Origin of the sequence: beta proteobacterium MWH-UniP1, from assembly GCA_036362785.1 — a bacterium.
In the GTDB taxonomy this organism is placed as follows: Bacteria; Pseudomonadota; Gammaproteobacteria; order Burkholderiales; family Burkholderiaceae_A; genus Lacustribacter.
Genome location: CP143625.1, coordinates 1,875,827 through 1,894,276 on the forward strand (window position 1 = coordinate 1,875,827; position 18,450 = coordinate 1,894,276).

The following is an 18,450-nucleotide window of genomic DNA, read 5'->3' on the forward strand; positions in this document are numbered from 1 at the left end:
TTAAAAGTTCCCTACAAACCACGCCTTCATCCGCGCAAGGGTGTCCTTGTACGACCCACTGCTATGCACATCCTTGCGGCCCCGGATCCATTGAGTCCGCGCCTCTTCCAATAGGCCCATGGCCGTGGAGAATCGCGGATTACTAATCACATCAGACAGATTGCCCCGGTATGCCGGCATACCGATTCGCACCTGTTTTAAGAAAACATCTTCACCAAGTTCCACCATGCCAGGCAGCATGGCGCTGCCCCCAGTAATCACAATGCCGGAGGACAGCAGCTCCTCGTAACCCGACTCACGGATCACGTGCTGTACCAATGAGAAGAGTTCTTCGACACGCGGCTCAATGACTGCGGCAAGCGCCTGACGCGACAGAGTACGTGGTGCACGATCGCCCAGACCGGGCACTTCAAACCAGGCTTCCGGATCTGCCAGGGCCTGCTTGGCAATTCCATGACGAATCTTGATTGCCTCGGCCTCGTCCGTTGGTGTCCGCAAGGCCATGGCAATGTCATTGGTAATCTGATCGCCTGCAATCGGAATCACCGCAGTGTGCCGAATCGCTCCGCCAGAGAAAATTGCAATGTCTGTTGTGCCACCGCCGATATCGACCAGTGCCACGCCCAGATCTTTCTCATCTTTGGTGAGTACCGCATGGCTTGATGCCAGAGGCTGCAAGATCAACTCATTCACTTCTAAGCCACAGCGACGAATGCACTTCACAATGTTTTGCGCAGCACTCACCGACCCGGTCACGATGTGCACGCGGACTTCTAGCCTTACCCCGCTCATGCCTAATGGTTCGCGAACATCATCTTGGCCGTCGATCATGAACTCTTGTGGCAAGACATGGAGCACCTGCTGATCCGACGGCACACTGACTGCGGTTGCCGTCTCGATCACGCGGTCGACATCCGTCTGGGAGACCTCTTTGTCTTTAATCGCCACCATTCCCGTTGAGTTAAAGCTTCGGATATGACTGCCGGCAATGCCAGTCCAGACGGCCGCAATCTTGCAATCCGCCATAAGCTCTGCGTCTTCAAGCGACTTTTGAATCGCCTGAACTGTGGCATCAATATTGACCACCACACCTTTTTTCAGGCCCTCGCACTCGGCCTGGCCAAGGCCAATCACCTCCATGCGCCCGTCATCCATGACCTCGGCAACAATGGTCACGATTTTGGATGTGCCAATGTCTAGGCCAACAATCAAATTTTTAGATTCGCGTGTCATAGCTTGTCCCTTTGAACGTCACGCACCATAAAACTCATGTGCTTACTCCAATACAAAGCGGTTCAGATTCATTGGTCACGGCACTCGCTGTGCCCACCGTGGTCTGAAATGCATAGCCAATGGCATATCGCAGATCAGCCTTCATCAGACTTCCTTTCTCATTTTTTGCGGCCAGGCGCTCGGCAAGCCAGGGCTGTGTCTTCACAAACATTCGAACGCGCTCCTCAATAGGCGTTGCCAAGGAATCACGGCCCAACTCCAGAGTCACACCGCCTGCCAGTTCCGCTGTCCAGGCATACTGTTCTGACAGGGTTAGCGACTGTAATGGTCGATTTAAAGGAGCAAGCCACTGCGTCAACTGGCGAGCACGCTCTAGCACCAGACGTTGGCTGCCCGCTGGGCCATAAAGCGGAAGTAGTCGACACGAGTCGTCATGATCGGCTGCTGCGCCCACAAAGACCTCGCCCATGTGATTCACAAGCCGGCCCTGGCCCCATGTGCCCACGGCCCGCTGCTCCTCGATGCGCACCAACAAACGATTTGGCCAAATACGCCGAACGCTGACGGACTTCACCCAAGGAATGGCCTGTAAGGCCCGATGAATCACCGTGAGATCAGCCGATAGGGTCGTGCCATTTAATGCTTCAGCAACGGCGTCGTGCACTTGTGAGGCAGAGACATATTTCAATTCAACTTGGGGGCTATCGACAATCACACGCTTGACCACGAAGACCGGACGATTGGCCATCCAGATGCCGAGCAACACCAACAGCGCGGCCAGCGAAATGCCAATCAGGCTACCGGCAATCCGATTCATTAGATTGGGCGAGTGCCAGAAATCGCGCAATGGCGTCATCGTCATTGGGCGCGCTCCAACTTCAGACTAGCGCCTGCTGCGACTTGCATGACCAACTGTTCATAAGTTATTCCGGCCTGACGTGCCGCCATCGGAACCAAAGAATGGTCGGTCATGCCCGGTGCCGTATTGATTTCTAAAAGCGTTGGACCAAGTTCCGCATCGAGCATTAAATCCGCCCTGGCCCAGCCTTTGCAGCCCAATGCCTGAAAGGCCTGCACGGACAAATCGCGCATCTGGGACTCCAGTGATGCTGAGATGGGCGCCGGGCACAGATACTTGGTGGCGGTACCGAAGTATTTGTTCTGATAGTCGTACTCGCCCTTGGGTGCCACAATTTCAATGACGGGAAGCGCCTGCACACGGCCCGGTGCGGTCTCGAGCACTGCGCAGGTAAATTCACGGCCCGAGATAAAAGCCTCTGCAATGACTTGCTGATCGTAACGACATGCGAGCGTATAGGCATCGTGCAGCTCGGCGGTCTCGTTGACTTTCGAGAAGCCCAACGAAGAGCCCTCGATGGCGGGCTTGACCGCAATGGGTAGCCCCAGTGCCGCAACCACTGCGTGGGGGTCCATGTCAGGCCCAAGCATCTCAAATAATGGTGTTGGCAAATCAAAGGTTCGCCAGATCCGTTTGGTCATTGGTTTATCCAAGGCCAGCGCACTCGCCAACACACCACTGCCCGTATATGGAATTTTCATGAGCTCAAGGGCACCCTGGACGGTACCGTCTTCACCGAAGCGGCCATGCAGCGCAATAAACACGCGATCCACCGATTCATCTTGAAGTTCATGCAGGCCACGCTCGGCAGGGTCAAAGGCAAATGCATTGACGCCCGAGCGCTGCAAGGCCGCCAACACGCCCGCCCCAGACCGCAAAGAGATCTCACGCTCGGCAGACTCGCCCCCCATCAAGACCGCAACCCGGCCAAGCGCCTGCGGTGAGATCGAATTAATGATCATGTGGTCTTGGCTCATGCTGTCTTGCCCCCATGGCCATCAAGGGCGACTGCAAAGGCTTTGAGTGCGGCGGGCACACCACCAATGGATCCCGCGCCCATCGACAAGACCACATCGCCATCACGCGAGAGTTCGCGAATGCGCTGAGGCATCTCACCAATAGTTTCGACATAGATCGGTTCAACTTTTCCTGCAACACGAATGGCACGGGCCAAGGCCTTGCCATCGGCAGCAGTGATGGGGGCTTCTCCGGCGGGATAGACCTCGGCCAAGAGCAATTGATCGGCCTCCCCCAACACGCGAACGAAGTCTTCGAACAGATCTCGGGTTCGGCTGTACCGATGCGGCTGAAATGCCACCGTTATGCGACGGCCCGGAAAGGCCCCACGGGCTGCAGAAATCGTTGCCGCAATCTCGGCAGGGTGATGGCCATAGTCATCAATCAAAGTGAACTGACCGCCCTGGGCGCAATAGTGTTCGCCGCAGGGCTGGAATCGGCGGCCAACGCCTTTGAAATCACGAAGTGCCGCGACAATCGCCTGATCTTCCACGCCAAGCTCGGTGGCAACCGCAATTGCAGCCAAGGCATTGAGCACATTGTGTCGGCCAGGAAGATTCAGCAGCACGGTCAAGGGTGGTTCAGACTCGCGCATCACCTGAAATTCCATTGCCCCGGCGCGCTCCACTACACGATCCGCACGGACCTGTGCGTCATCGGCAAACCCATAGGTCACCACGGTCTTGGAAATAAATGGAATGATCTCTCGCACATGGGGGTCGTCTAAGCAGACCACTGCGGTGCCATAAAACGGCAGACGCTGGGTAAAGGCGATAAAGGCCTGTTTTAACTTAGCGAAGTCATGGTCATAGGTGTCCATGTGGTCTTCATCGATATTGGTGATGACTTCCATCATGGGCAGTAGATTCAAGAATGAGCCGTCGGATTCATCAGCCTCGGCCACGATGTAATCCCCCATGCCCAAACGCGCGTTTGCACCAGCGCTATTGAGCCGGCCACCAATCACAAAGGTGGGGTCCAGGCCGGCCTGCCCCAAAATGCTGGCCACCAGGCTTGTCGTGGTGGTCTTGCCGTGGGTGCCTGCAATGGCGATGCCTTGCTTTAGCCGCATCAATTCGCCCAACATCAAGGCGCGCGGCACTACGGGAATACGACGCTGCCTGGCCGCCAAGACCTCGGGGTTGTCATTTTTCACGGCACTGGAAATGACCACGGCATGGGCATCTCCCAAATGGTCTGCAGCGTGACCAATAAAGATTTTTGCGCCTTGAGCGGCAAGCCGATCGGTTGACGCATTCTTGCTGAGATCGGAACCCTGGACGCGATAGCCCAGATTCAACAACACCTCGGCAATGCCCGACATGCCCGAGCCGCCAATACCCACAAAATGAATCGTTTCAATTTTGTGTTTCATGGCTGCCCCTTCTGGGTCACATTGCGCACAATGGTCGTGACCTGCTCTACCGCATTTGGAATTGCACGCTGACGCGCGCGCACGGCACGCTCTTGCAATGCGTTTCGATCAAGGCCAGCGATCAACTCACCTATCTGGTTAGTCAGATCACTGCTTTGCGGAATCAGCCAAGCGGCATCCGCCTGGCTCAGATAGCGGGCGTTGGCCGACTGGTGGTCATCAATAGCGCTAGGCAAAGGAATAAAAATGGCGGCGACGCCAGCAGCGGCGACCTCGGTCACTGTCGATGCGCCTGCACGACAGACCACCAAGTCAGCGCCCTGGTAAGCCGCATCCATGTCATCAATAAATGCAGTGCATTGCGCGACCAGGCCAAGCGACGCATATCGGGCTTGGACTTCCGCCAATTCTTTCAACCCAGTCTGATGATGAATCTGTAACTCGCAGCCTGATGCGGCAGCCTTGGCAAATGCATTCGGTAAGTGATGATTCAAAGCAGAGGCACCAAGGCTTCCGCCAATCACCAAGATACGCAGTGGACCAGTTCGGTTAGCGTAACGCTGCACCGGATCGGCAAGCTGAACGATTGATGGGCGCACCGGATTGCCGACCAATCGGGCATTGGGCGGCGAGAATTTCGTCTCTGGGAAACTCACCATCACCACGCGCGCCATTTTTGCAAGCCAACGATTGGCCGTTCCCATCACTGCGTTTTGCTCATGAACACACAAGGGCACTCGACGCAGCCTTGCCATCAGGCCAACAGGAAATGTGACATAGCCACCAAAGGCCACCACCACCTGCGGCTTGGCCCGATCAAGAATGTCTGCAGCACTTCGCAGTGCAGACCAAAGCCGAAACGGCAGGCTTAACCAGGCGGCTGCGCCCTTACCCCGCAGGCCAGCAAAATGCAGAATATGTAGGCCAATGCCCGTTGGGGGAATCACGCGGGACTCCAGCCCACGATCTGACCCCACCCACTCGGCGTGCCAGCCCATCTGTTTCAAGGCCTGGGCGACAGCGAGTGCGGGAAACACATGGCCCCCGGTGCCCCCGGCAGCAATTAACACGCGGGGTGTGCTCATGTCTTGGCCCCCCGCACGTGCGCACGATTTTCACAATCAATCCGAATCAAGGTACCCATGGCAATACAGGCCGCCAGCATGGAACTGCCGCCGTGACTAATAAAAGGCAGGGTTAAGCCCTTGGTCGGCAATAAACCGGTATTCACACCGGCATGAATCAGGGTCTGCAGCCCGATCCACACGCCGATGCCTTGTGCGACAAGCCCTGCAAACAAACGCTCTTGTGACATGGCAGTACGGCCAATTTCAATGGCACGACGGACAATAAAAGCAAACGCCAGAATCACCAGCGTGACACCAATAAAACCAATCTCTTCGCCCATCATGGCGAAAATGAAGTCCGTGTGCGGCAGCGGCAGATGGCCCATCTTGGCGATTCCTGTGCCCAGACCCGAACCGAAAAAGCCGCCCCGGCCAAATGCAATCAAGGCACCACAGAGCTGAAAGCCCGTGGTCTGAACCTGACTCGGATCACAGGGACTTAAGTAAGCAATCAGGCGCATCAAACGCCATGGCGTTAACCAGACCATGGCCACAAAGACCGCAACCAAACCCAACAAGAGCGGGATAAAGATCCGCATGCTCATGCCGCCCAGAAATAAGATGGTGGCGGTGATCAGCATGATCACCATGGTCGATCCCAGGTCGGGCTGATAGAGCAGCAGCAACATCACGAACGACATCAAGACACCAATTGGCAATAGTCCCCGCACAAAGGTGTGCATGCGGTCCTGACGGCGAATCACATAAGCGGCCGCGAACAACAAAGCAAAGTACTTCATCAGCTCGGCAGGCTGCAGGGTAAAAAATCCCAGTGGGATCGCCCGGACCGCGCCATCTTTCAAGATGGCACTGCCCAGAACAATCTTCATGCCAGCAATGACCACGAGTAATGCGATACCGAAAAAGAATAATGGCGTTGACATGGCATGCAAGACTGCCGTCGGAACGCGGGTCATGATCAGCATAGCCACCAGCCCAATGGCCAAATGAATCGGATGGCCACGCATACTGCGCCAAAAGACCGACTCGGTGTTTTGGCTCGGCAGGGGCAGATTGGCGGAATAGACCATCACCAGGCCAACCAATAACAGGGCCGCAAAAACAGAGATCAACGCCCGATCTGCATGAGCGATTGAACCTGAATCGAAGGACCGCTGATTTAGCATGCGACTCCCTGCGATTGAGCCAGCGCATGGACCGCGTTGTGGAATGCTTTTGCCCGGGCAACGTAATTGGCAAACATGTCAAAACTCGAACAGGCCGGTGACATCAAGACCACACCGCCAGGCTTAGCCAACGCAAAGGCCTGTAAAACGGCCTCTTCCATGGATGCCGCTGCAAACGCATCGACATGAACCCCACGCGCGACTTCCGCGATTGCTGGGCCATCCTGACCAATCGTTACCACCGCCTTTGCGTGCTGACGAATCGGCTCGGCTAGCGGAGAAAAATCTTGTCCTTTCCCAACACCACCGGCAATCAGCACCAGCGGGAGCGCAAGCCCCTTGAGCGCAGCCGCAGTCGCGCCCACATTGGTGCCCTTGCTGTCATCCACAAAATCAACTCCGTCAACATGAGCCACCCACTCCATGCGATGGGCACCACCACGAAACTCACGAAGCCCATGAAGCAAGGGCGCCAGGACCGGTGTGACCGCACGACTCAGCGCCAGTGCCGCAAGGGCATTGGCAGCGTTATGGCGGCCCCGAACACGCAAGGCGTCAGCCGGCATCAGTCGATGCAGACGATCAGCATCCGCGCTGTCGCGCATCGCCATCCAGGTCAGGCCCTCTTCATGAAGCCCAAAATCTCCGGGCTGCTCTGGCCGGCCGCTGCCAAATGTGATCACAGACCGCTGGCCCGTAATGCCTGCCATAGCCATGCTGTCATCACGATTCACCACACACAACACATCGGATGCGTCTGGATCAATACCGATGCCAAAGACCCGATGCTTGGCCTGCATGTAATCCGACATGTCGGTATGCCAATCAAGATGGTCTTCAGTGATGTTTAATAAGGCCGCTGCCGTCGGGTGAAAATGCTTGGCAATGGCAAGCTGAAAACTAGAAAGCTCCAACACCCAGACCTGCGGGAAAGAACTTTCATCTTCACGCGCCATCACCGCATCTAAAAGTGATGGACTGATATTGCCGGCTTCCTGGGCGTCAAACCCAGCCCGGCGCAACAAGGCCACCGTCATCTGTGTGGTGGTGGTCTTCCCATTGGTACCGGTAATGGCCAACACCTTTGGCAATTCCAAAGGCAGCTCCAGATCCAGGCCAGAATTGGCCGTGCTGCTGGCATGCGCCGCATGATGGATAGCCCACTCAAAAAGATCAATCTCACCAAGAATCGATATCTCGCGCTCAGATGCGGCTTTCAATAAGTCCGCAATTGGGCTTTGATGCTGCGCATGGGGCGATAAACCCGGGCTTGGGATCACCATGGTCATACCATCAAGCCAGCTTGATGCCACTGGGGCCGGCACCGCAGTCTGCACAGCAAAACGGTCTGACGCCAAGTCGCGGGCAGCGTCTGCTGCGGGGGGATTGTCTCGCGTGTCGAGTACCGTCACCTTGGCGCCCTTGCGAAGCAACCAACGGCAGGCGGCCAGCCCTGATTCGCCAAGTCCCAAAACCAGCGCGTGCTGATTCGGCCAGGCAACATCCATAGAAATCGCCGGCACCCTGGGTGCAATCGCCACTGATTTTATTTTTTTAAATCCGCCCATCACATCACATTCCTAAAGAGTTTCTTGGCCATCAAAGTGCATCGTGGTTTCAACGTAGCTTTAATGTCGACAGTCCTGCCAACACCAAAATCATGGTGATAATCCAAAAACGAACAACCACTTGTGTTTCTTTCCAGCCGCCCACTTCAAAGTGATGATGAAGCGGCGCCATTTTTAAAATCCGACGGCCCTCACCAAATCGTCTCTTGGTGTATTTGAAGTACGTGACCTGCAGCATCACTGAGAGCGTCTCGATCACGAAAACGCCCCCCATGATGAATAAGACAATTTCTTGGCGGACCACCACGGCCACCGTGCCCAGCGCACCGCCAAGGGCAAGTGCACCAACGTCTCCCATAAAGACTTGGGCCGGGTAGGTGTTAAACCATAAAAAGGCAAGGCCGGCCCCAACCAAGGCCGCACAAAACACGGTCATCTCACCCGCGCCAGGGATATATGGAATCAAGAGATACTTTGCGAACACCGCATTACCGGTCACATACGCAAAGACACCAAGTGCACCCGCCACCAAAACGGTCGGCATGATCGCCAGACCATCAAGGCCATCGGTCAGGTTGACGGCATTGCTGGAACCCACAATGACGAAATACGTCAGCACCATGAAGCCCACCACGCCCAAGGGATAGGCCACCTGCTTAAAAAACGGCACGATCAGATCCGCGCGCTGCGGCAGCGTGATCGAAAAACCGTTATTCACCCATTGCAAAAAGAGATCGATGGCCTGGGCATTGCTCTGGGCCGGCACCGAAAAGGCGAGATAGATCGCCGCAACCACGCCGATCAGTGACTGCCAAAAATATTTCCAGCGGGCCGCGAGTCCCTTGGGGTCGCGATAGACGACCTTCCGATAATCATCGACCCAGCCCACAGCACCAAACCCCATCGTCACCAGAATCACGGCCCAAACAAATCGATTGCTCAGATCCGCCCAGAGCAGCGTGGTGAGCCCGATGGACAGCAGAATCAAGGCGCCACCCATGGTCGGCGTACCCGCCTTGACCAGATGGGTCTGCGGACCATCGTCACGAACGGCCTGCCCCACCTTCATCTCGGTGAGTTTGCGAATCACCAACGGCCCAAGGAACAAACCAATACCCAGGGCCGTCAGTGCGGCCAAGACAGCACGCAGGGTGATGTAGTTGAAAACATTAACAGCTCGAATATATTGCTCAAGCCAGTCAGCCAGTATCAAGAGCATGTGGCGGCCTCTCCTATTGGGGATGACAGCGCCTGCACAACACGCTCCATCTTCATAAAACGGGATCCCTTCACCCAAATCGAAGGCGACTGCTGGGCGGCCTGTTGTTCTGTCGACCAGGCGCGTAAGCCGTCAATTAATTCATTCACCTCACGAAAGTGATGTCCGATGCCCAAAGAACGAGCAGCCTGCTCAAATGCAGTGCCATGGAGCCAAATCGATGCGATGGCTCTCTGGTTGGCGTACTGCAAGACTTCTTGATGAAACGCATCGCTTTGATCACCCACCTCTCCCATATCCCCCAGCACCAAAGCCTGAGGGCGCGGCATGAAAGCCAAGGCATCAATCGCTGCGCGAACCGAATCGGGATTGGCGTTGTAGCTGTCATCAATCAAGACACCCCCGCCCGCCAAGGCGCAACGTTGACCCCGGCCCTTCATGGGCTCAAACGCATTTAGACCCCGTGCGATGATCGCCGGTGAAATATCCACTGCGTAAGTGCAGGCGGCGGCCGCCATGGCATTCAGAGCAAAATGCTCCCCCACACCGCGCAGCCGGAGGTAAATCTGCTGTTGATTCGGAAATGTGATCTGCAAAACGGTCTGCCCATCGGCTGCATCAGTACGCCAAGCACCCAAGACCTCTTTTCCATGAAACAGATCGTCAAAGCGCTCGCCAAAACCGAAACGAATCATGCGGCGATGGCCAGTAAGCCCAAGCCAGATGGACTCATGGGCCGCGTCTTGTGGAAATATGGCCACACCATCGCTGGGCAGGGCTTTAAAGACCTGACCATTTTCCTCTGCAGCAGCAGCAACCGATTTCATGAACTCTTGATGCTCGCGCTGTGCGTTGGTCACCACCGCCACGTGTGGTGCCGCAATTGCCGCTAGGCCAGCAATCTCATTGGGATGATTCATGCCCAGCTCTAAAACCGCCAACTGATGGCCTGCCGACAGGCCCAAAACAGATAAGGGCACGCCAATGTGATTGTTTAAATTCCCAGGCGTAGCCCATGCATGTTCTTGGCCGACCGCCTGCGTAAAAATGGAGGCAATCATCTGCTTGACGGTTGTTTTGCCATTGCTACCCGTTACCGCAACCAGACACCCTGTCCACTGGCTTCGCCAATGACGGGCCCACTGCTGAAGTGCTGCTAACGAGTCCTGCACCTGGATCAACGGGAGGCCAGATGCCTGCATGTCATCATCCATACGTGTTACCACTGCCGCAACAGCACCGCGCTCCTTGGCCGCCGCAACAAATGCATTGGCATCAAAATGGGGGCCACTTAGCGCAAAGAACAAAGCGCCTGCTGACAGAGTGCGTGAATCGGTACTGACAGAATTAAAGACACAATCCGCCGCCTGCTCCGACATGCAGACGGCCTGTGGGTTCACCTGGGCAAGAAATTCACGCAGCCTAGGCATGCGCAACTCCCAGGCCAGTGGTCAGCGGCGTCCATGCATCAATCGCGCGTCGCGCATGATCAACATCGCTAAATAAAATTTCTTGATCGCCAATTTTTTGATAGTTCTCGTGTCCTTTGCCCGCCAACAAGACCAAGTCCGCGGGCTGGGCCCGAGCAATAGCCTGTGCGATAGCCAGCGCGCGATCGGATTGCCGCGTGACCTTGTGGGCCAATGCCGTGGGTACGCCAGATTGGATTGCGTCCAAAATTACTTCGGGCGGTTCAGAGCGTGGATTGTCAGATGTCAGCACGACTTGGTCGGCCAATTCAGCAGCGACCCGGCCCATCATGGGCCGCTTCACAGGATCGCGATCCCCGCCGCAGCCAAACAAACAAATCAGTCGGCCCCCGCGCATGGTGACCAAGGGCCTGAGGGCTTCAAGCACTCGGGAAAGAGCATCTGGTGAATGGGCGTAATCCACACAACCCCAAGGTGCCGATGGGCTGGTGATCATTTGTAGACGACCAGGGGGCAGGCTGAATTCCGTCAGGCTCTGAAAAATGGTGGGGACATCCATTTTTAGCGCCAACAGGCATCCCGCAACAAGCAATGCATTGTCAACGTTGTGGCGGCCATACACAGGCAATGCGACTACGCCATCAAGACCGGCCGCCTTACCCGTGCCATGCAGTGTCAGTTGCCATCCGTGTTCAGTCGGTTGGGCAATCGTTGCTTGAAGTGAAGCGTGGGCGTTTTCCGGGATTTTGCTGCCAATTCCAATACGCGCAATATGTGGATCGTCTGCCTTCCACATGGTCATTGAATAGTCGTCATCCGTATTGATCACAATCGCATCTAGACTGGGGGACTCAAACAGATACGATTTGGCCTTGGCGTACGCTTGCATGCTGCCGTGTAAGTCAAGGTGGTCGTGACTGAGATTGGTGTAAGCCGCGACTTTGATGGCGCAACCACGCAGGCGGCCCTGAACAATCCCGATTGACGAGGCCTCCAGACAGACCGCACGAACACCACGCGACTGCAGATGACGCAGGGTGCGCTGCAGATCAACTGGATCGGGTGTGGTCAGGCCTGCGGTGAATCGATCATCCCAGACCGGCATGAAACCGGCATCGCAACCGGCTGGAAACACACCAACACCAAGAGTGCCCACTGCAGCCGACTGCAGGCCCGCCCGGGCAAGCGCATGGGCCAGCGCAGCAGTTACCGTTGACTTTCCGTTGGTGCCGGTGATGGCAATTAACTGAATTGCCATGCTTGGCCGGCCATAAAAAACAGAAGCGATCATGCCCATACGCTCAGCCAAACGTGGCACTCGAAGCGTCGGCACCTTGGCTGCCACTGGTTCAATGGCAGCTGCATTGTCATCAGCGGGAAGCACAATCGCCGAGGCGCCAGCGGCAATGGCCGATTCCACGTAATCGGTTGCCTTTGTTGACTTTCCTGGGCGGGCCAAAAAACCATCGCCGCGCGTTAGGCGGCGGCTGTCGGCACAAAGATTGGCACTGGCGGGCAAATGCTCGGACAGCCATTGAGCGGCCTGATCGGAGATGGCGTCACGCAACGCTAACGGGTGAAGCGGCTGATAGAAACCGGCGCTCATTGGGTCCCCTCGCCAATCAATGCGACCGCAGGAAGAATTCGAACCGACGGATCCGGCGAGATCTGTAAACGACGCAGGGTGTCGTTCACGATCTGTGAAAACACCGGTGCTGCGACCTGACCGCCATAGTGCTGACCAGCACTAGGCTCATCGACCATGACCGCAACGACAAACTTTGGTTTGTCGGCTGGGGCAAATCCAACGAAAGACGCAACATATTTGTTCTTGGCGTAGCCGCCCCGTTCCGGTTTATAAGCGGTTCCGGTTTTTCCGGCCACACGAAAGCCGGCAACTTGCGCCTTTGGCGCAGTCCCCTCTGGGCCAGTTGCACGCTCCAACATGGCGCGAACAGTTCGCGCCGTTTCTGGTGAGAACACGCGCAGGCCCGTGACCGGCCCCGACTGGGGAACAAAAGACAGGGGGGCTACATCTCCGTCTCGCGCAAACACGGTATAGGCCCGTGCCAATTGCAGCAATGACACCGAGACACCATGGCCATACGACATCACCGCTTGATCAATTGGCACCCACTTATCCGGGTTACGTAGACGCCCTGTGACAGCGCCCTTTAGGCCTACATCCGGCACACGCCCAAAACCCGCCGCAGAGTAAAACGCATGCATTTCCTGGGGCCGAAGCTTCTGGGCAATTTTTACCGTGCCAACGTTGCTTGATTTCGCCAACACCTCTTCGACTGTCAAGACACCGTGAGGATGCGCATCCCCAATTGTTCGGTTGCCAATGGTCAGCTTGCCGGGCGCCGTTTGAATCTCGGTGGTCGGTGTCACACGGCCCAATTCCAAAGCAGCCGCAATGGAAAACGATTTCATTGTTGAGCCCGGCTCAAAAGTATCGGTAATCGCACGGTTGCGAACCGTATCGACATTAAGTCTTGCGCGATTATTGGGATCAAACGATGGCTCATTGGCCAACGCCAAAACTTCGCCAGTCTGCACATCCACCACCACCGCCGAGGCGGCCTTGGCCCGATGCTCGGTCATGACATTTTTGAGTGCGTTTTGAACAATTGTTTGAATGCTGGCATCAAGCGAGACCCGAAGATCTTTGCCAGGTGCAGGGTCCACAATGGAGGCATGGCCCACCGGCCGGTTGGTGCGGTCGACCACATGGCGGACCTTGCCAGGTGTGCCCTGAAGTTCACCATTTAACATGGCCTCAATGCCCTCGGCGCCTTTTTCCTCGGCATTGGTAAACCCAACGACATGGGCAAATGCATCGCCATAGGGGTAATACCGCCGAAAATCAAACTCTAAGACCACGCCATCAAGACGAAGGGCACGAATACGATCTGCTTTTTCCGCATCGAGCCCCTTGGCCAAATAGAAAAACTTTTTAGATCCAGCAATCTTTGCGCGTAACTCCGAGGCCGGCATTCCCAAAATCTGAGCCAGCGCGTCAAGCCGTTTGTCGTTGAGCCGAGTACCCGCGTTTTGCTTGCCCGCCTTCGATGCATTGGCGGTGTTGTCTTTTGCCGTGTCACCAAGAAAACGTGAGGGCACGATACCGAGCTGCTCTTCTCGAACACTCGAAGCAATCACCGCACCATGCCGATCCAACACCCGACCGCGCGTAGCCGGAATTTCCTGTGGCCGTTCGAACCGTTTTTCTGCTCGGCTTTGCCATTGGTCCGCATTGACCAGCTGCAACATAAAGGCGCGAATCACCACAGCCAAGAATCCGACCATGAGCAACAGCAGCACAACTTTTGAGCGCATCTGAGTTGCACGCCAAGTCAGCACCGGCGCTGCGGACTTGCCGACCGCGCTGGATTTGAAGCGGCCGGGCATGGCGACCGTGCGCACGGTCATTCAGATGCTCCCTTCTCACCCGATTTGGGTTTGAAGTAGTAATAAATCTCGGTCGGCTTGAGTGGCACCATCTTCAGATCACGCCGTGCCGCACTATCGATACGGCCGAGATTACGCAGGGCCGTTAATTCCACCTGAAGCACTTCAATATCCGACTCGAGCTTTTGGGTGCTGCGATCCACACGATCCATCTGCGTATACAGCCGGCGCTCGTGGTAACGGGCATTGACCAACGCAAGGGCGGAGATCGTGATGAGCATGACCAGAATCCATTGCTGTCGTGTCATCTCGCCCCCTGCGATGCCGAGCCAAGGCGCTCCGCAATTCTTAAGGTAGCCGAACGGGCCCTGGGATTGCGACGAACCTCTTCCGTTGATGGACGAATACGCCCCAGCAAACGCAAGCGCGGTTGGCTCACCGGATGGCCGCCACGCCGGACAGCCTGATCCTGAATGCTGTTTAAAAATGCCTGCTGCCCGCGGCTTAGTCGACGGTCACCCGAGGACGCTACTGCCTTGCCGGATTGATCACGAAAGAACTGCTTAACGAGCCGATCTTCGAGCGAATGGAAACTGATGATCGCAATGCGCCCAGACTCACGCACGATTTCGACTGCGGCCTGAAGGAGCGATGTGAGTTCTTCAATTTCGCTGTTGATGTAAATCCGTAAAGCCTGAAATGTTCGAGTGGCTGGATGTTGGCCCGGCTCTTTGCGGGCCCCACAGCGGCGCAATGCTTCGGCCACCAAGTCCGCAAGCGCCTTGGTCGAGTCCAGGGGCTCAGCCTCGCCTCTTGCGTGGGCTGTGCAGCGCGCTTTAATCGCGTCTGCAATCTGAAAAGCAAACCGTTCTTCACCATAGCCTGCGATCACCTCTTTTAATTCTTGCGTTGATGCCTGCGTAATCCAGTCGGATACTGGTACACCGCGCGTTGGATCCATACGCATATCGAGCGGACCATCTGCCCGAAAACTAAATCCACGTTGGGCTTCATCCAGCTGCGGTGATGAGACACCAAGATCTGCCAGCAATCCATCAATCTGGGCAACGCCACGCTCAGCGAGCGCTTGCTGCAGCTGACTAAATGGCGCATGAATAATTTCAAACCGGGTATCGGTAATGCGCTTTGCGTTTTCCACAGCAGCAGGGTCACGGTCAAACGCAATCAGCCTGCCTTTTGGCCCTAGGGATTGAAGAATCAAGGCGCTGTGTCCGCCGCGTCCATAAGTGGCGTCTACGTAAATCCCTTCAGGAATAATCCGCAAGCCTTGCACTGCTTCATCTAAGAGCACCGACAGGTGGGCAGCAGATTCCGAGAAAGGTGGTGTTGCGCTATCAGAAGGACTCGCCAAAGCAGCGGTCACGTCTAGCCTCCGCCACGCTTACGATGACGAACCGCCTGTTTGTGCGATTCAAGTGATGCCGCATCCCAGATCTCAAAATGAGTTCCGACACCGAGAAGAATGACATCGCGCTGAATATGTGCCCCATCGCGCAAAACAGGATTGATCAACACACGGCCTTGCCCATCCATGTCGGGGGTATCACTCAATCCCAACCAGAAACGACGGCGTTCGGCGTCGGACTCCTCTTCACTAAACGTGGCGATTTTTTGTTCCCAAAGTGACTGGGCCATCAGCAGTAGACAGCCGTCGTCACTCTCCACTAAGGCAAGTGCACCTTTGGATTGGGCCACCAAGGCGTCCCGATAGCGTGTCGGGATCGCCATGCGACCCTTCGCATCCAGACTAAGCGCCGTAATACCGGCAAATTGACCCAAAACCGCCAAAGATGACTCCCCACAAAAAACCACTTTTTTGCACGTTTTCCCACTTTATGGAAAAGCAATCAGGCGGTCAAGTAAAAAAGGGAGTTTTTCTTTCTAAAACAATGACTTAGCGCTCTTTTTGCGAGTCAAAATTTACCAAATAATCATTAAAATCAATGAGATAAAAATGGCTTATAAAGTGATTTATTACATAAAACAGGAATAACCCCCAATCCGACGGACTGATGTGGTGAGATTTGCTCCCCGATCTGGCTACTGCAGTGGGGTCTTGAGTAGCTTGCCAAATGGGATGGCCACTACCGGGATGCCCTCTTCGGCGAGCTCCTGGGCGGTTTCAAAGTCGGTTTGGCCATGAATTGGTCGGGCCGGAATGTCATTGGTATGCATTGCACGGGCCTCTTCAGCGAAGCGATCGCCCACATCTTCACTAGCCGCCAACATCTCACGAACCAGCTGGATGGCCGCAGCCAAAGAAGGCGAGGCTGCCCCCGCGGAGGCCATGACGGCCTGGCCGGGTTCGGCAGGCGTTACCTCTGCAGCCGGTTTCAACACCGAGGGCTCATCTGATGCGCCCAGCAAGTTCAAGCGGGGCGCAGAGAGAGTCTTTTCCACTGCCCGACTGTCACACACCGGACAAGACAGCAAGCCCTGAGCCTGCTGGGTTTCAAACGCCGCATGGTCTTTGAACCAACCCTCAAAGGGATGGCCGTGCTCACACTTCAGATTAAAAACTTTCATAGCCGGATTTTAAGAGATCCCTCGAAGTTCATCTCGAGCCGTTGGACCATCGAGGTGGTCTGTAATTCCCCAATCAAGCACTTCTAGAGAAAAATCAGAGGCCAGTAACCGCTGAATGCCTGCGTTTGGAATCGGCCAGTGCCGAGACGCTTGAAGATCGATCTGATTGGCCAAACGATAGATCATGTCTAACACGCCCCCATGGCTAAACACAGCCACGGTTTGACCGGGGTGTTGGCCAACAATTTCTCGGATGCCCGTTTCCACACGGCCACGAAAATCCACCAATGACTCGCCGCCCTGGGGGCAAAACTCTGGGTCACGGTCTTGCCAACGACGATAGTCGTCTGGATACCGGCGCGATATTTCTTCGGGCGTTAACCCCTGAAACACACCGAAGTCACGCTCGGCCATCGCGGGCACCAGCTGAACCGAACGTTGCTGATAGGCCGCCAGTGGGGCAGCCGTCTGCGTGGTGCGTGCCAGCGGGCTTGTATAGATCGCATCTAACACAACTGAACCAAGCCGTTTGGCTACCGAAGCTGCCTGGGCATGGCCCAATGCATTTAAGGCAATGTCAGTGCTGCCCTGAAGACGCCGAGAGGCATTCCAGTCTGTCTCACCGTGCCGCACCAGCCAGATGGTTGTTTTCAATCACCGATCCAGTGTCTTAAAGCCCGTGCTGAATCAGCTCTATTTTGTAGCCGTCCGGATCTTGCACAAACGCAATGACGGTCTCGCCACCTTTGACTGGCCCAGCCTCTCGGGTGACATTGCCGCCTGCTTGCTTAATTTTTTCGCAAGCGGCATACGCATCAGGAACCGCAATCGCAATGTGGCCATAGGCGCCACCCATCTCGTAGCTTGAGACGCCATAGTTGTAAGTCAATTCCAGTTCGGCCTGGCCTTCTGCATTGCCCTTTCCGAACCCAAGATAGGCCAATGCATACTGCTGATCTGGTCGATCAACCGTACGCAGTAAATTCATACCAAGCACCTTGGTGTAGAAATCAATCGACCGCTTCATGTCGCCAACACGCAACATGGTGTGTAAAAAATTCATGGCTAGCCCCAGATAAAAAGAAAAATCGAAGCAGATCTGTAGGCCGGATTCTGTTACGAAACACCGATTGCTCGGCGCTTTATAGCGATCATCCCTCTAGGCCCGCTGTTACCAACGGGCTCAAGCCACCTACCCGCGCGCATCGGGCGGGACACCCTTTACAGCCGAAGCTGCACGCGCGCCTATTTGGTGTTGCTCCGGGTGGAGGTTGCCGCGTTTCACGTCCACGCGGTTGCCCGCGCTTACTCGTCTCTGTGGCCCTATTCCTCGCCTTGGGTGCCCTTGCAGGCACTTGCTGCGTACGGCCGTTAGCCGTCACCCTACCCTGCGGAGTCCGGACCTTCCTCTTCTGCGAATGCAGCAGCGATCGCCCGACCTGCTTCGATCAGCTAATCATATAGGGTTTTAACTATTGGGTCACGGGGCATGTGATCGATTATGCTTTTCTCGGTCAGTGATCTTCTCAGCTCC

General features: G+C 55.8%; 17 protein-coding genes and 1 other RNA gene. All 18 read right to left on the reverse strand.

Going from position 1 to position 18,450, the window contains the following annotated elements:
- The gene (gene ftsA, locus AOB54_09235; GenBank protein WVN41643.1) at positions 1-1,233 is read right to left on the reverse strand and encodes a cell division protein FtsA; all 1,233 of its coding nucleotides are present in this window, start codon (positions 1,231-1,233) and stop codon (positions 1-3) included.
- Between the two features lie 34 nt (positions 1,234-1,267).
- Positions 1,268-2,095 carry a cell division protein FtsQ/DivIB gene (locus AOB54_09240; GenBank protein WVN41644.1) on the reverse strand — a complete coding sequence of 276 codons (828 nt, stop codon included), beginning with the start codon at positions 2,093-2,095 and terminating at the stop codon, positions 1,268-1,270.
- Entirely contained in the window at positions 2,092-3,069 is a 978-nt protein-coding gene (locus AOB54_09245) for a D-alanine--D-alanine ligase (GenBank protein WVN41645.1), read from the reverse strand. The genes AOB54_09240 and AOB54_09245 overlap by 4 nt, the downstream gene beginning before the upstream one ends.
- Positions 3,066-4,484: a UDP-N-acetylmuramate--L-alanine ligase gene (gene murC / locus AOB54_09250; GenBank protein ID WVN41646.1), complete on the reverse strand. Its 1,419-nt coding sequence runs from the start codon at positions 4,482-4,484 to the stop codon at positions 3,066-3,068. Before murC ends, AOB54_09245 begins: the two co-directional genes overlap by 4 nt.
- Positions 4,481-5,569 carry an undecaprenyldiphospho-muramoylpentapeptide beta-N-acetylglucosaminyltransferase gene (gene murG, locus AOB54_09255; GenBank protein WVN41647.1) on the reverse strand — a complete coding sequence of 363 codons (1,089 nt, stop codon included), beginning with the start codon at positions 5,567-5,569 and terminating at the stop codon, positions 4,481-4,483. The genes murC and murG overlap by 4 nt, the downstream gene beginning before the upstream one ends.
- The gene (locus tag AOB54_09260; protein ID WVN41648.1) at positions 5,566-6,738 is read right to left on the reverse strand and encodes a putative peptidoglycan glycosyltransferase FtsW; all 1,173 of its coding nucleotides are present in this window, start codon (positions 6,736-6,738) and stop codon (positions 5,566-5,568) included. The genes murG and AOB54_09260 overlap by 4 nt, the downstream gene beginning before the upstream one ends.
- A complete protein-coding gene (gene murD, locus AOB54_09265) occupies positions 6,732-8,246 on the reverse strand; it encodes a UDP-N-acetylmuramoyl-L-alanine--D-glutamate ligase (GenBank protein ID WVN41649.1) in 1,515 nt (504 codons plus the stop codon). The genes AOB54_09260 and murD overlap by 7 nt, the downstream gene beginning before the upstream one ends.
- 109 nt (positions 8,247-8,355) lie before the next feature.
- The gene (mraY, locus tag AOB54_09270; GenBank protein ID WVN41650.1) at positions 8,356-9,525 is read right to left on the reverse strand and encodes a phospho-N-acetylmuramoyl-pentapeptide-transferase; all 1,170 of its coding nucleotides are present in this window, start codon (positions 9,523-9,525) and stop codon (positions 8,356-8,358) included.
- The gene (gene murF / locus AOB54_09275) at positions 9,516-10,955 is read right to left on the reverse strand and encodes a UDP-N-acetylmuramoyl-tripeptide--D-alanyl-D-alanine ligase (protein WVN41651.1); all 1,440 of its coding nucleotides are present in this window, start codon (positions 10,953-10,955) and stop codon (positions 9,516-9,518) included. Before murF ends, mraY begins: the two co-directional genes overlap by 10 nt.
- Positions 10,948-12,561, reverse strand: a complete 1,614-nt coding sequence (locus tag AOB54_09280; GenBank protein ID WVN41652.1) for a UDP-N-acetylmuramoyl-L-alanyl-D-glutamate--2,6-diaminopimelate ligase — start codon at positions 12,559-12,561, stop codon at positions 10,948-10,950. Before AOB54_09280 ends, murF begins: the two co-directional genes overlap by 8 nt.
- Entirely contained in the window at positions 12,558-14,390 is a 1,833-nt protein-coding gene (locus AOB54_09285; protein ID WVN41653.1) for a penicillin-binding protein 2, read from the reverse strand. Before AOB54_09285 ends, AOB54_09280 begins: the two co-directional genes overlap by 4 nt.
- Complete coding sequence (ftsL, locus tag AOB54_09290) at positions 14,387-14,677, reverse strand: cell division protein FtsL (protein ID WVN41654.1); 291 nt, start codon at positions 14,675-14,677, stop codon at positions 14,387-14,389. The genes AOB54_09285 and ftsL overlap by 4 nt, the downstream gene beginning before the upstream one ends.
- Entirely contained in the window at positions 14,674-15,741 is a 1,068-nt protein-coding gene (gene rsmH, locus AOB54_09295) for a 16S rRNA (cytosine(1402)-N(4))-methyltransferase RsmH (GenBank protein WVN42823.1), read from the reverse strand. The genes ftsL and rsmH overlap by 4 nt, the downstream gene beginning before the upstream one ends.
- Positions 15,742-15,755: 14 nt before the next feature.
- Positions 15,756-16,202, reverse strand: a complete 447-nt coding sequence (locus AOB54_09300) for a cell division/cell wall cluster transcriptional repressor MraZ (protein ID WVN41655.1) — start codon at positions 16,200-16,202, stop codon at positions 15,756-15,758.
- Positions 16,203-16,430: 228 nt separating this feature from the next.
- Positions 16,431-16,916, reverse strand: coding sequence for a DUF1178 family protein (locus AOB54_09305; protein WVN41656.1), 486 nt, complete (start codon positions 16,914-16,916; stop codon positions 16,431-16,433).
- A 9-nt stretch (positions 16,917-16,925) separates the two neighbouring features.
- Positions 16,926-17,570 (reverse strand): histidine phosphatase family protein, encoded by a 645-nt coding sequence (locus AOB54_09310; protein WVN41657.1) that lies wholly within the window; start codon positions 17,568-17,570, stop codon positions 16,926-16,928.
- Between the two features lie 16 nt (positions 17,571-17,586).
- Positions 17,587-17,979, reverse strand: coding sequence for a lactoylglutathione lyase (gene gloA / locus AOB54_09315; GenBank protein WVN41658.1), 393 nt, complete (start codon positions 17,977-17,979; stop codon positions 17,587-17,589).
- Between the two features lie 23 nt (positions 17,980-18,002).
- An RNA gene (gene rnpB / locus AOB54_09320) (RNase P RNA component class A) lies at positions 18,003-18,362 on the reverse strand.
- Between the last annotated feature and the right edge of the window lie 88 nt (positions 18,363-18,450).